The 12983-nt window shown below is 60.7% G+C and carries 10 protein-coding genes; 3 read left to right on the top strand and 7 right to left on the bottom strand.

Annotated elements, in window-relative coordinates:
* The 6 genes from GSQ77_RS19670 to GSQ77_RS19645 all read right to left on the bottom strand — a co-directional run bounded on the left by GSQ77_RS19670 (position 1) and on the right by GSQ77_RS19645 (position 7278).
* A complete protein-coding gene (locus GSQ77_RS19670) occupies positions 1-1782 on the bottom strand; it encodes a GMC family oxidoreductase (protein ID WP_158904457.1) in 1782 nt (593 codons plus the stop codon).
* Between the two features lie 134 nt (positions 1783-1916).
* Positions 1917-2672, bottom strand: coding sequence for a gluconate 2-dehydrogenase subunit 3 family protein (locus GSQ77_RS19665; RefSeq protein WP_158904456.1), 756 nt, complete (start codon positions 2670-2672; stop codon positions 1917-1919).
* A gap of 177 nt (positions 2673-2849) precedes the next feature.
* Positions 2850-3374 (bottom strand): heme-binding protein, encoded by a 525-nt coding sequence (locus tag GSQ77_RS19660; protein ID WP_158904455.1) that lies wholly within the window; start codon positions 3372-3374, stop codon positions 2850-2852.
* A 281-nt stretch (positions 3375-3655) separates the two neighbouring features.
* On the bottom strand, positions 3656-4408 hold the full coding sequence (locus tag GSQ77_RS19655; RefSeq protein WP_158904454.1) for an SDR family NAD(P)-dependent oxidoreductase: 753 nt from the start codon (positions 4406-4408) through the stop codon (positions 3656-3658).
* A gap of 2 nt (positions 4409-4410) precedes the next feature.
* Positions 4411-5706, bottom strand: coding sequence for an MFS transporter (locus GSQ77_RS19650; RefSeq protein WP_254067708.1), 1296 nt, complete (start codon positions 5704-5706; stop codon positions 4411-4413).
* Between the two features lie 201 nt (positions 5707-5907).
* Complete coding sequence (locus GSQ77_RS19645; protein ID WP_158904453.1) at positions 5908-7278, bottom strand: MmgE/PrpD family protein; 1371 nt, start codon at positions 7276-7278, stop codon at positions 5908-5910.
* Positions 7279-7627: 349 nt separating this feature from the next.
* On the opposite strand from GSQ77_RS19645, the gene GSQ77_RS19640 reads away from it, so the two are divergent.
* Positions 7628-8920, top strand: a complete 1293-nt coding sequence (locus GSQ77_RS19640) for an MFS transporter (protein ID WP_158904452.1) — start codon at positions 7628-7630, stop codon at positions 8918-8920.
* Positions 8921-9288: 368 nt separating this feature from the next.
* Here the strand turns inward: GSQ77_RS19640 and GSQ77_RS19635 are convergent, their stop codons facing one another.
* A complete protein-coding gene (locus GSQ77_RS19635; protein WP_158904451.1) occupies positions 9289-10458 on the bottom strand; it encodes a porin in 1170 nt (389 codons plus the stop codon).
* 215 nt (positions 10459-10673) lie between these two features.
* Between GSQ77_RS19635 and GSQ77_RS19630 the strand changes: the two genes are divergently transcribed.
* Complete coding sequence (locus GSQ77_RS19630) at positions 10674-11504, top strand: FCD domain-containing protein (RefSeq protein ID WP_158904450.1); 831 nt, start codon at positions 10674-10676, stop codon at positions 11502-11504.
* A gap of 12 nt (positions 11505-11516) precedes the next feature.
* Positions 11517-12893, top strand: coding sequence for an MmgE/PrpD family protein (locus GSQ77_RS19625; protein WP_158904449.1), 1377 nt, complete (start codon positions 11517-11519; stop codon positions 12891-12893).
* The last annotated feature ends 90 nt before the right edge of the window (positions 12894-12983 follow it).

Raw genomic sequence — 12983 nt, 5'->3', positions numbered from 1 at the left:
TTACGCTTGGACCAGCGGACCGGGGTTCTTCAAGTACACCTCGCGAATTGCCTTGGTGGCCATATACGTCATCGCACCGATCGTGCCGGTGGGATTGATCCCGAGGTTTTGCGGAAATGCACATGCGCCGGCGACGAACACATTGGGCACGTCCCACGATTGCAGATATTTGTTGACCACGCTGTTATCGGGCCGGTCTCCCGCGATGGCGCCACCGGTCGTGTGCGTGCTCTGGTACGGTCCCGTATCGAAGTGGTCGCCGACCTTGCCCGCGTTCATCGTCACGAGCTTGGGCGCGGGATTCATCGCGCGGCCGACCTCGGCGGCTTTCTGGCTGACGAATTGCGTCATCTTGCCTTCGTTATCTTTCCAGTCGAAGGTCATGCGCAGCAGCGGCTGCCCGTAGGCATCCTTGTAGGTCGGATCCAAGTCCAGGTAGTTGTCGCGGTAGGACATCACCGAGCCTTGGGTCGCGATCGAGAACGAATGAAGGTAGTGGTCCTTGAGCGACTTCTTCCAGCCGGAACCCCATTTCGGCGTGCCCGGGGGAACCGCCGCTTGCGCGATCGGACGCCCGCCGGTGACGGCGACAAAGGTGATCGCGCCGCCGACGAAATTCAGCGGACCGTGATCGAAGTTGTCCGCGTTGAAATCGTCATACACCACGCCGCCCGCGCCGGAACCGATGAACGGGTTGATCGCTACGTCCTTGTCGAAGAACAGCGGCAGCTTGCTGTTCTTTTGATACGCATAATTCTTGCCGACCGTGCCTTCGCCTGTGACGGGATCGTACGGTTTGCCGATGCCGGAGAGCAGCAGCAAGCGCACGTTGTGCATCTGGTAGGCGCACAGCGCGACGATGTCAGCGGGTTGCTCTACGGTGCGGCCTTGCGCGTCGATATACGTGACGCCCGTGGCACGTTTGCCGCCGGCATCGAGATTGACGCGTACCACTTGCGAGCGGTCGCGCAATTCAAAATTCGGTTTCCTGAGCAGCGCCGGCACGATGCAGGCGAGCGGCGATGCCTTCGAGTACATATAGCAACCGAACAGCTCGCAGTAGCCGCAGAAATTACACGGCCCCATCTCCATGCCGTACGGGTTCGTATAGGCCTTCGATGCGATGGAGGCGGGTGTCGGATAGGTGTGGTATCCCAAGTCGCGCGCGGCTTTGTCGAACAACTGCGCCGGGTAGGCCGTGGGCAACGGCGGCAGCGCATAGTTGCGCGAGCGCGGCGCTTCCAGCGGGTTGCCGCCGGCGATCAATTGACCTTGCACGTTGCCGGCCTGGCCCGAGGTGCCGGCCATATATTCGAATTGGTCGTAGAACGGCTCGAGTTCAGCAACGGTCACCGGCCAATCCTGAATCGTCATGTCGGCAGGAATGAAGTTCTTGCCGTAGCGCGCTTCGTAATGGCTGCGGATTTTCAGGTCCGCGTCGGTGGCCCGATACGTGAAGCCGTTCCAATGCACGCCCGATCCGCCGACACCGTCGCCGAACAGGAACGCGCCGTACTGGCGCAACGGCAACGCTTCGTCCTGCGCGGTATGGCGGATGGTCACGGTCTCGCGCGCGAGACTCTGCATCAGTTTGGAACGCTGCACGTAGCTCAGTTCGTCGGCTACCTTCGGATACGCGAACGAGGCACTGTCGCGGTTTTCGCCACGCTCCAGCGCAACCACGTTCAGGCCGGCCGCGGCCAATTCGATGCTCATGATCGCGCCGGTCCAGCCCATGCCGACCACCACCGCATCCACTTTGGGCTTCTTGATATCTGCCATGCAGGTCTCCTGATTTGCTCTTTTGCTTGGGTCGACGTGTTGCGTCGGCTCGATCTGGGTTGGCTGCGCGGGCTTGACCAGCGCGCTTGGCCCGTTCCTACCCGCCGCGCCGTACCCGGCCGCGGTCCAGCGGATTAGGTCGCGTCGGCGATCGTGACGGTGCCCAGCGGATAGACCTTGCCGGGTTGCGCGACCCAGTCGAGGTAATCCGCGCGTGCGCCCGGAAAGCCGATCATTTTCCAGCTGCCGCCGCCCTTGTTGCCACCGTGTATCGGGTCGGCAAGATAGCCTTCCTTGGTGTTCTGCAACAGCAGCGCGAAGAACTTGCCGGCCGATACGTGTTCGAGCTTGACGGTGCCGCCGTCCATACCGTGGAACAGCTTGTCCTGGTCGGCCGGCGTCAGCTCCATGAAACTCTTGCCCGAGAAATGGGCCTTGCAGTATTCGTTAAGCGATGCGATGCCGGCGCGGTAAAGTTCGCGCGGGGTCAGCGGGCTTTGATAACCGCTCAAGGCCGGCGCGTCGGGGTGAAAGGGGCCTTGCATATACCACGTGGACGCGTGGCCGAAGCCCGAGTCCATTTGCCGGTCGATGAAAACGGCCACATTCAGTTCCAGCGCCCCGGGGCCTTCCGCATCCGCGGGAATCAGCCGGTCGACGGCCGCTTCGATGAAGCGCCATTCGTCGGCCGTGAAGTAGCGGGTCTGGTAGGGCGTGGTGTCGGCCGCGGATGTCGCTGCGGCGGCATTGCCCGAGGTGGACACGTCGCACCCGGCCAAAGCACCGGCAGCGGGCAGGATCGCAACGCTCTTGAACAGGAAGCTGCGCCGCGACGCTTGCACCTGCGCTTGCGGTACTTCCTGGGGTGGGGATTTAGATTTTTCTGTCATTTAGCGATCCAGAACATGTCCGAGCTAAGGACGGCAAAAGGAACCGGTGGAAAGCAGGGGCGGTCTCGGCCCTGCTGACTCGATAGCCTTATTTCGCTGCGTTACTTCACGGCTTTACCGGACGGCACCGGCGCCTTGAGAGGATGGCACCCGTGCCGTGGTCAATGGCATCACGCCTTATTTGACCGCGTCCGCGCCTGCTTTGCAGATATCGGCGTCCTGATCGCCGCTACCACCGCTGCAACCGATCGCGCCGACGATCTTGCCGTTCATCACCAGCGGATAACCGCCCGGGGACGCGGCGAGCGACGGATCCAGCGTAGCCGAATAAGTGTGACCGGTTTCAAAGCCGTTATAGAACGCGCGGGTGTCGCGGCGGAAGCGCGCGGCGGTTTTCGCCTTGCGCAGTGCGATGCCGGGAGAGGCGTTCTGGGTGTCGTCCATTTTTTCGAAGGCGATCAATTCGCCGTTCGGGCCGGTGACGGCAATCGCTTCGGGCCAGCCGTGCCGTGCCGCCTCAGCTTGTGCCGCGGCGAGCGCCTGATTCGCGCTTTCAAGATTGATCGGCATGCCGTAGGGAACATCGAACGGTGCACGCGCAGGCAATCCGCCGGCCGTTGGCGCTGGCGGGGTTTGTGCAAAAGCCGAAAAACTTGCCAGGCTGGCGGCGATGAATAGCGAGGTCACACCCAATTTCGACATATCAACTCTCCCTTATATTTTATTTCGCGGCTATTGCGGACCTCACCCCGACGCTCCGGCGAAGGGGCGAGTCAAGAAACCAGCCCGGAGGCGAGCCCGGTGACAAGTCCATGAGACCAAGTCCAAGCAATCCGAGGTTCACCAGCCGGTTGGAAATGCGAATTGTCGGTTTATTCCATATTGCCGACAATCTACATGCTCGCATCGTGCCCTTGGACTGTCAACCGAATGCTTACAATCGAATACGACTAACGCGTCAGACTATGGCTGACGCATCAGCTTCAGGGCAAAAATGCGCCGCCGTTGGCGTGCATCGATTGTCCCGTCAAATAGCGTGCTTTCGGACCGCACAGGAACTGCACCAGCGCTGCCACTTCTTCGGGCTCGCCACGACGGCCGAGCAGGGTCTTGGCTGTAGAGTGGTGCGCCGGCGTGCCACCTGCGGCGGCGCCGCGCACGGTGTCGATCAAGCCCGGCACAACGCAGTTCACCGTGATGCCATCGGCACCGAGGTCGTGTGCCAGCGCGCGTGTGAGGCCAACCAGGCCCGATTTCGCAGCCACCACGTGGGCACGCTCGGTCGCGCCAGTGTGAGCCGACATGCCGCCGATATTGACGATGGCGGCAGCAGTGGAGCGGCGCAGGTAGGGCAATGCCGCGTGCGAACAGAGATACGAGCCGTCGAGAATCACGCCCAGCACTTCGCGCCATTCTTCCCAGCTCAGCGCCTCGAACGTCGAATGCCTGCGCACTGCTGCGTTATTGACGAGAATGTCGATCTGGCCGAATTGCTTGACGGCGGCATCGATCAGGCCTTGCGCGCCAGCCGGGGTGCTGACGTCGCCAAGGTGAACCAGCGCGCGGCCGCCGGCCTGTTCCACCGCTGCCGCCGTTTGCGCGGCCTCCGCGGCGGAGCTGTGGGCATTGACGACGACCGACGCGCCTTCGCTCGCCAGTGCGACCGCGATGGCGCGGCCGATATTGCGGGCTGCGCCCGTAACGACGGCCACGCGGCCGGACAGTTCTGCGGTCATGATCAAGTTCCTAGTGTTTTTAACGGACGGGGAGCGCTCTCGCCGGGTTCTTGCAGCGGCCGGTCGGCGCGTATCCAGAACGACAGGACGATGCCGACCGCCAGCAGGAAGATCGACAACACGAACGGCAGGCGATAGCTGCCCGTCAAGTCGGTGATGATGCCGAACGCCGCCGGTGAAGCGATTGCGGCAAGTCCTGCCGCGGTACTGACGAAGCCGCTCGCCACCCCTGCATACGCCGGGGCTACGTCGATCGGCACTGCCCAGATGGGGCCTTCAGTCATTTCGAGGAAGAACAGGGCGCCTGCCAGGCACAGCGTGATAAGCGTCTGGTCATGAATGAACACCACGCCGCTGAGCAATATCAGCGAGCCGGTAAAACCAAAAATGATGGCGTTGCGGCGTGCCACTTTGAGATTGCCGGTGCGGCGGTAGATCGCGTCGGTAAGCAAGCCGCCCGCCGTGTCGCCGATCACACCCGCGAGGAAGACGCCGGAGGTGAACAAGGCCGAATGCTTGAGGTCGATGCCGTAGGACCCGACGAAAAAGGTCGGCAGCCAGCTCAAATACAGCCAAAGCGTCCATGCGTGGCAAAAGAACACTAGCGTGACCGGCATGATGCGGCGGATCAGCGGGCCCCATGGCACGTTCTTGTTGCGCGTGCGCGAGTCGGCGTAGATTTCGAGTTCGGACAATTCTTCCGGCGTGATCGAGCGGTGCTTGCGCGGATCGTCGCGGAAATAAAATATCCACGCCATGACCCAGCACAAGCTGACGCAGCCGAGCACGACAAAAGCGCCGCGCCAGCCCACCAGCGGAATCATCAATACGACCAGCGGTGGTGTGATGGCCGCCGCCGCGCGTGCTGCCGAATGGGTGAAGCCCTGGGCGAAGCCGCGTTTGGCGCGCGGCACCCAGTTGGTCATGGCGCGCGTCGATGTCGGAATGGTTCCTGCTTCACCGAGACCCACCAGCATGCGCGCCATCACAAGCGTGGCTAGACCGCCGACCACACCGGTCAGCAAAGTACCCACGCCCCATAGTAAACCTGAGAAAGCCAGCGTTTTGCGCGGGCCGAAGCGATCGCCGGCATAGCCGCCGACGATCTGGAAAAGTGCGTAGCAATAGCCGAACGCGGAAAGCGCGAAACCCAATTGGGTGTTGCTCAGATGCAGCTCGGATTTGATCAGCGGTGCTGCGACGGATAGATTGACCCGATCCACGTACTCGATGAAATACATCGCGCAGATCAACATGAATACTTTGCCGGTCGTGCCGGCGAACATGCGTGATTTCACTGCGATGGTCCTCCTGGATGGTCTTCGTGCATCCTCGTCTCCTAGGACTTCGAATTTATGCGCTACGGGTCTAAATGCAGGCCAAAATGCGGGATCGAAAAGCAGGCCAAAATGCGGGGCCGAGATCCAGGGCCTTGCGCTGCGGCGAAGCCCGGGCGGTGCCGGGAGTTCGCCGCAGCCGAAGCTACTTTAGCTACTTTATTAAGGACGTGCGAGCGCTGCGAGATCCGCAACGTTGGCCAGGCCTTCCATATCCCAGCATGCCTTGAGCAGCGTCGCCGAGCGTGCCGCACCCAGAATCGGGTCGACCAGATCGGTGAACTTGACTGCCAAGTCGTCGTTATTCATCGGGCGTTTGATACTGCCGATGGCGTGTTCGACGAACTTCTCCAGCTTGCGTCCATCCGTGAGGGTAACGGTGATATGCACCGCATCCGAATCCATCTTCGGATCGATTTCTGCCGTGATGCTGTCGCGCAGACGTACGGTCTTGGGATCATGTACCGCGGCGTCGCTGTACTGATGCTCGCCGGCACGGCCGTCGATGATGGCAACAGCGGCCGAGTGGTACACGCTGAACTTGCCGTCCAGGCCGGTCTTCGGCGTACGCTTGCCGGTCAGTTCGAGCACCAGCGGGTGCACCTTGAGCGCGATCGATGCCACCATTTCTGCGGTCAGGTTGTGCTCGTTGCGCAACTGCACGCAGCCGTCGATAGCCGGGTGGATCACAATGCCGCAAGCGAACGGCTTGTAGCTGTTCAAGAGGCTTTCGTGACGCTCGCCGAGGCCTTCGGTGATTTCGCTGTAGTCGCGATGCGTGCTGGTCACGTTTGCCCAGCCGCGCTTGGCTTCGATGCCCTGTTCTGAACTGGTGTAACCGCCGGCCGCCAGGAATGCAGCGGTCAAGCCGTTTTGTGCAGCACGACCCGGGTGGAAACTCTTGGTCATGGTGCCGAACATTTCGCGCAGGCCAACGGGCTGCGTTGCGGCCAGGCCGAGCGCCCACACCATCTGTTGTTCATTGAGGCCGAGCAGCTTGCCCACGGCAGCCGCTGCACCGAATACACCGGCGGTTCCGGTAATGTGCCAGCCGATATCATAGTGATTCGGATAGACCGAGTTGCCGATCCGGCATTCGGTTTCGACGCCGAGTGCCAGCGCGTGTATGAATTCAGCGCCACTGACCGGACGGTATTCAGCCAATGCGAAAATGGCGGAAGCGACCGGGCCTGCCGGATGGATCACTGTTTTCAAGTGCGTGTCGTCGAAGTCGAAGACGTGCGAGCTGATGCCGTTGAACAGTGCCGCGCTGATGACGTCGACGCGTTCCTTGCGTCCGAGCACGCTGGCTTGTGCGGGGCCTGCGAACGGCGAGAGCGTGGCGATGGCGATATCGACGGCCTCATGGCGCGACGCGCCAACCGCGCAACCGAGCCAGTTCAGGAAGGTGCGCACTGCATGGTCGCGCACGGCTTGCGGCAGGTCGGCTGCGCGCGCATTGACCAGATACTTGGCAAGCGTGCGGGTGATTGCTTCGGGAACGACTGGCGTGGCGGATGAGGTTTGAGACATTGAATACTCCTGTGAATATGGTTAGTATTATACATATTGTCGACAAAGCACACAATTCGGTTGCGGTTACGGCGAGTTCCAACCGCTAGACGCTAAGCATTGGGAAAGTATAGGGAAAGCTTGAGGATAAGCGGATACATTCCGGCCCTGAATACCACCCAATACGGCTGAAAAATACCCCTAAAAATACGGCTTACCTCGCCAGGAAATCCCCACTGCCCGATGCAGCAACAACCCTACTGCGTATGAGTCACCCTACCCCATCGGCTTGCGACGCAGCGGGGCGCACCGAATCGTGCCGTCGAGAAGCACAACGATTCGATCCAATAACAATAGAGGAGATGGGTAGATGCCCAAAATAGCTACGCAAGCCGGCGTGCCGGCCCCCGCAGCGAGTCCGTACCGCGTATTCGCTGCCACCTGGTTCGGCTGGATGCTCGACGGTTTCGACAACGCGATCTACATTTACGTGATCATTCCTGCGCTGACCGAGCTGCTGCCCAAAAGCGGCATCACCGCGACCCATGCTCATATCGCCCAGTTCGGCGGCCTGATGTTCAGCGTCTTCATGTTGGGTTGGGCGTGTTCGATGTTCTGGGGCTGGTGTGCCGATCGTTACGGTCGGATTCCTGCGATGTGCCTGACCATCTTGATCTACTCCGTGTTCACCGGCCTGTGCGGTCTCGCTCCAGGCATCCTGGCGTTCGGCATATTCCGCTTTTTCACGGGTTTCGGGATCGGCGGGGAGTGGGCGGCCGGTGCGCCGCTGCTTCAAGAGTCGGTGCCCGAGCATTTGCGCGAGCGGCTTTCAGGCTGGCTGCATACCGGTACGCCGATCGGCTTCCTGCTCGCGTCGGTGGCAGCATTGACAATACTGCCGGTGTTCGGTTGGCGCGGTCTGTTCCTGCTCGGTAGCGTGCCTGCGCTGCTGACAGTATGGCTGCGCCTCGGTGTGCCGGAATCCCGCCGCTGGGTGGAAAAGCAACGCGCGAACGCGCCTCGCCCCCGCATCGCCGAGCTGTTCCAGGGTGCGCAAGCGCGCTCTACCTGGGCCGCTGCCTTGATGATGACGTGTTTGATTTTCGGGCTGTGGTCGTCGACCTTCTGGATTCCCACTTTGGTGATCACCTGGCAGACGGGGTTGGGCATGTCGCCCGCCGCGGCACAGCAATTAGGTTCGTGGAGCGGATTGATCCTCAGTTTCGGCACGCTGGCCGGTTGTGTCGGGATGCCTTGGATCGTGCGTTGGATTCCACGCCGCAAAGCGGTCGCCCGCGTGTTTTTCTTCGGCAGCCTGATTTGCAACCTGACGTCATATTGCTTGTTCGTGCTGGTGCTGAAGAACTTCTGGTTGTTCATGGTGACGTTGCCGCTACTGGGTTTTTTCACCAGCGGCGTGTTCTCTTTGTTCACCATCTGGTTGCCGGAAATGTTTCCCACGTCGCATCGGTCGCTGGGCTCGGGTTTCTCGTTTAGTTTCGGTCGCGTGCTCGGCGCGCTGGGCCCGACTGTGGTCGGTGCGCTGGCGGCGGTGTTCGGGTCGTATCCGGCTGCAATCAGCGTAGTGTCACTGATTTATCTGGTTGGCTCGGTGTTTGTTATCTGGGCGCCGGAAACCGCGGGTCAGCCTTTGCGGCAATAAGCGGCTCGATCAGGGGGGAGCGCCGGGTTCGGGAATCCGGCGTGAACCAGGTGACTTGGAGAGAGGCTTCGGTAGTGAGTTCATCGGTGAGCGCCGGGTTCAGGAATCCGGGTTGAACCTGCTGACTTGAAGAGGGGCTCCGGCGTGGGCCTCAGAGTCAGGATGGCGCGAGTTGACTGGAGCAAGCGGGATGAGATGTAGCAGGGTGTGTGAAGCAGGGTGTTGGAGCAGAGGGTGAAGGAGAGTGTTAAAGCAGGGTGGTTGGTAAAGCAGGATGAGGTGAAGCAGGCAGGCCGTAGCGAATCAACTTCAATCCGCGACGGCCAAGCTGCGGGATACGTAACGCATCCCGCAGCAATCAAGCCCGATTAGAACTTGTGGTGAACGGCCACGCGCACGACGGCCTGATGGTTGTTCGACGAATCGCCGAGGCTGCCGATGTCTGCAACCGCTGCGGTACCGTTCGAGTTCGTGCCGCTAGCTTGTTGGAACGTACCTTGGAGATACACGTCGGTACGCTTCGACAGCGCATAGTCGATAATCGCGCTGAACTGATTGTATTTCTGATTGCCGGTGTTGCCCGTTACAGCATTGCCCTTGGTGTAGTTATACTCGCCAGCAACATACAGCGCGGGGGTGAACTGATACTTCGCGTTGATTTCGATGTCGTTGAACGTTGCGGTCGCACCCTTGAAAGCACCGATGTTGAGGTACTTCGTATTGGAATAGACAACCCCGATCGTAGCCGGGCCGATGAAATAACGACCGCCTGCCGCGATGATCTGCAGCGAGGATGCCGGATTCGTCCCGAGGTAGCCTGCGTTCAACGAGTTGAACGAGGTGGCGTTGACGTTGTCGCTCAGGAACCCACCGACGGCTGACGGGTTCTTGAAGAATTCATACGAAGCGCCCAAGCCGATCGGGCCTGCGTTGTAGCCTACGCCCGCCGTATAACCGCTTTGTGTGGACACCGAACCGGCAACGCCGCCTAGTGTCACGGTGCCGCCGAAGGTAACGCCGTTGAAGTTCGGGCTCGTATACTTGATCGTGTTGTTGGCTCGGAACGTATGGTTCACGTTATCCAGGTCGCCCGGGTGTTCGGTAGCCGAACCGCCGTATGCGAGTGCATAGCCAAACAAGCCGACGTAATCGTTGATGCTATCGTACTGACGACCCAAGGTGACAGCGCCAAACTTGTCGCTGCTCAAGCCGACGAAAGCCTGGCGACCGAACGGGGTGTTGCCCTGGCCGAACGCGCCGTTGCTCAGGTTCAAGCCCGACTCCAACGTGAAGATGGCTTTGAGGCCGCCGCCCAGATCCTCTGATCCTTTCAAGCCCCAACGGCTACCTTGCGTACCGCTGGCCGAATCGATGAGAACTTGGCGACCGCCGACATTGACGCCGTTTACGGTAACTTTGTTATTGGTATTCAACATCACGCCTTCGTCCAAGAGGCCGTAGAGCGTGACGCTACTTTGGGCGTGCGCTACGCCCATGCATGCGCCCATTCCCAGTAGAATGACTGATACCTTCTTCATGTTGCCCATCTCCATTTGTACTTGCTTTAAAGTGGTAAATCGCGAGACCTCGTTGTCCTAAACACTCCCAACTGCTTGCGTTCGGCCAAGGTTCACCGTATTATACATATTGTCGACAATCTGTAAAATTAGTGTCGACAGATGACAACAAATTTAACCGGGGCTAGGGTTGCGAAAGACTTAAAATTGCGCACCACTTATTACTCTTTCCTCCTATGACGCGTCCCACTAACTCACTCGAGCTGCTGCGTTCGGTCACTCTGTCCGATTTAGTTCAGGAAGAAATCCTGCGCCGTATCAAGACAGGTGAGCTCGAAGCGGGGGCCAAACTCAATGAAGTCGATTTTGCGCAGCATCTGCGCATCAGTCGCAGCCCGGTGCGAGAGGCGTTTCGCGCGCTCGAGGAAGCGGGGCTGGCCCGGCTGGAAAAAAATCGCGGCGTGTTCATCCGGGAAATTTCCGATGAAGAAGCCGTCGAGCTCTATCAAGTTAGAGCCGGACTGGACGAAATGGCAGGCCGTTTGTTGGCGGCCACGATTACCGACCGGCAACTCAAAGAGTTGCGCGCGGCGCTCGATGCGCTTGAAGCCAGTTCGATCAGTGGTGGTGTAAACCACTACTTCCCGCTGAACATCGCATTTCACGATCGGTTGGTCGAAATGACCGGCAACGCGACCTTGCTCGCGCTGTATCGGCAAGTCGTCAACCGCATGCATTTGCGTCGCCGCCGCGGCTTCTCGGCTTCCGGCAGTTCGGCCGCTTCGCATGAAGAACACCGAACCATCTTGGCCGCCTTGGCCACGCGCGATGCCGATGCGTCGGCGCTGGCCATGCGCAAGCATGTGCTCAGCGGCCTACATCGGGCGATCAGCGCACAGGCCCAGGGCTCGCTGTCGCCGCTGGCCGAGTCTTCGTCTGAAGCTGGACCTCAAGCTAAATCCCAGTCCCCGCTGCTGCAGCCAGAGCCGCCGGTACGCCGTGCGCGCGCCAAAAAGGCCGACCCCGCTCACGCTGCGGCCACGCCGCCACCGAATTTGAACAAATAGGAGTACCCCAAGATGAACGACGCCGCTGCACCCTCCACCCCCTTTGTCGCCGAACAACTCGGCGCCTGGATTGCCGGGCTAGATACGACAACGGTGCCGGCGCAGATGGCGCGGCTGTTGGTGCTGGATGTACTGGGCCTGTGTGTCTCCGCCCGTGACGAAGACTACATCCACGCCACGCTTGCCGCGACTGAACAGGGCGGTGCGTGCACAGCGTTCGGTCATCAAGGGAGTTTCAATGCGTTCGATGCGGCGTTGATCAACGGCACCGCAGCGCATGGCGAAGACTACGACGATACCTTCGAGGGTGGTCCGGTGCATTCGGGCGCGGTTGTCGTGCCGGCCGTGCTGGCGATCTGCGAGCGCGAAGGGCTCGGCGGTGACGCGTTGCTGCGCGGCGTGGCGGTTGGCGCCGAACTGATGTGCCGACTGAGCTTGGTGGCGCCGCGCGCCATCCATACCGCCGGTTTTCACCCGACGGCCGTGATCGGCGCGGTCGCCGCTGCCGCAGGCGTATCCGCAGCGCTCAAGCTCGATGCCAAGCAAACCACCTCGGCGCTCGGTATCGCCGGTAGCATGGCGTCGGGCATCATCGAATACCTCGCCGAAGGCACCTCGACCAAGCGCATGCATGCTGGCTGGGCTGCGCAGTCCGGCATCCGCGCCGCATTGATGGCGCGCGGCGGTTTTGCCGGCCCGCGCACGGTGTTCGAGGGCACGCACGGTTTCTTCAAGGCATTCGCGCCGTCGCGCAAGCCCGATTTCAACCCGGTGCTTAACGATCTGGGCAAGACCTGGGTGATGGAGACCATCGCCTTCAAGCCCTATGCATGCGGTACGATGACCCAACCGTATATCGATTGCGCGATCGCGCTGGCCGAGCGCGGCGTGCGCGCCGAGCAAATCAGCAAGATCGTCTGCGACACGGCCGAAGGCATCGTGCATCGCTTGTGGGAAGAATTGGCCGTCAAGCATCGGCCGCCGACCGCGTACGCGGCGAAGTTCAGCACACCGTTTTGCATGGCAGTCGGCTTCTTCGATCGCAAGGCCGGGCTCACCCAATTCACCGAAACTCGGATCAAAGACCCGGCGGTGCTCGAACTGGCTGGCAAGATCAGCTATCGGATCGATCCCGAGAACGAATATCCGAACAACTTCACTGGCCACCTGCGTGCCACGCTGGTCGACGGCACGGTGGTGGAAACGCGTCAGCCCCATATGCGTGGGGGCGCGCGCGAACCGCTGTCGGCGACTGAACTTGAAGCGAAATGTGCCGATAACCTACGTTATGGCGGCTGGGACGACACTCTGGTCGAAGCGGCGCGGGTCTGGTGCAACGAGCTCTTCGATTTGCCGTCGCTGGCCGAAGCAAAAAGTTTCAGGCGATGAAAGCCACCCGCGATGCGCGTGGCCTGTATACCTGAGCTGTGTACAGCTACATTCAATACAAGGAATCCCATGCGCAAAGCGGAGCTTAAA

The sequence above is a fragment of the Burkholderia sp. L27(2015) genome (assembly GCF_009765705.1).
Classification (GTDB): Bacteria; Pseudomonadota; Gammaproteobacteria; order Burkholderiales; family Burkholderiaceae; genus LMUX01.
Note: the sequence above shows the minus strand (reverse complement) of the source record. Positions and strands in the feature narration are given on the sequence as shown.

Excerpts from the sequence above, each read along its gene's own strand:
- GSQ77_RS19670 (WP_158904457.1), bottom strand. The coding sequence starts at position 1,782 with ATGGCAGATATCAAGAAGCCCAAAGTGGATGCGGTGGTGGTCGGCATG.
- GSQ77_RS19665 (WP_158904456.1), bottom strand. The coding sequence starts at position 2,672 with ATGACAGAAAAATCTAAATCCCCACCCCAGGAAGTACCGCAAGCGCAG.
- GSQ77_RS19660 (WP_158904455.1), bottom strand. The coding sequence starts at position 3,374 with ATGTCGAAATTGGGTGTGACCTCGCTATTCATCGCCGCCAGCCTGGCA.
- GSQ77_RS19655 (WP_158904454.1), bottom strand. The coding sequence starts at position 4,408 with ATGACCGCAGAACTGTCCGGCCGCGTGGCCGTCGTTACGGGCGCAGCC.
- GSQ77_RS19645 (WP_158904453.1), bottom strand. The coding sequence starts at position 7,278 with ATGTCTCAAACCTCATCCGCCACGCCAGTCGTTCCCGAAGCAATCACC.
- GSQ77_RS19640 (WP_158904452.1), top strand. The coding sequence starts at position 7,628 with ATGCCCAAAATAGCTACGCAAGCCGGCGTGCCGGCCCCCGCAGCGAGT.
- GSQ77_RS19635 (WP_158904451.1), bottom strand. The coding sequence starts at position 10,458 with ATGAAGAAGGTATCAGTCATTCTACTGGGAATGGGCGCATGCATGGGC.
- GSQ77_RS19630 (WP_158904450.1), top strand. The coding sequence starts at position 10,674 with ATGACGCGTCCCACTAACTCACTCGAGCTGCTGCGTTCGGTCACTCTG.
- GSQ77_RS19625 (WP_158904449.1), top strand. The coding sequence starts at position 11,517 with ATGAACGACGCCGCTGCACCCTCCACCCCCTTTGTCGCCGAACAACTC.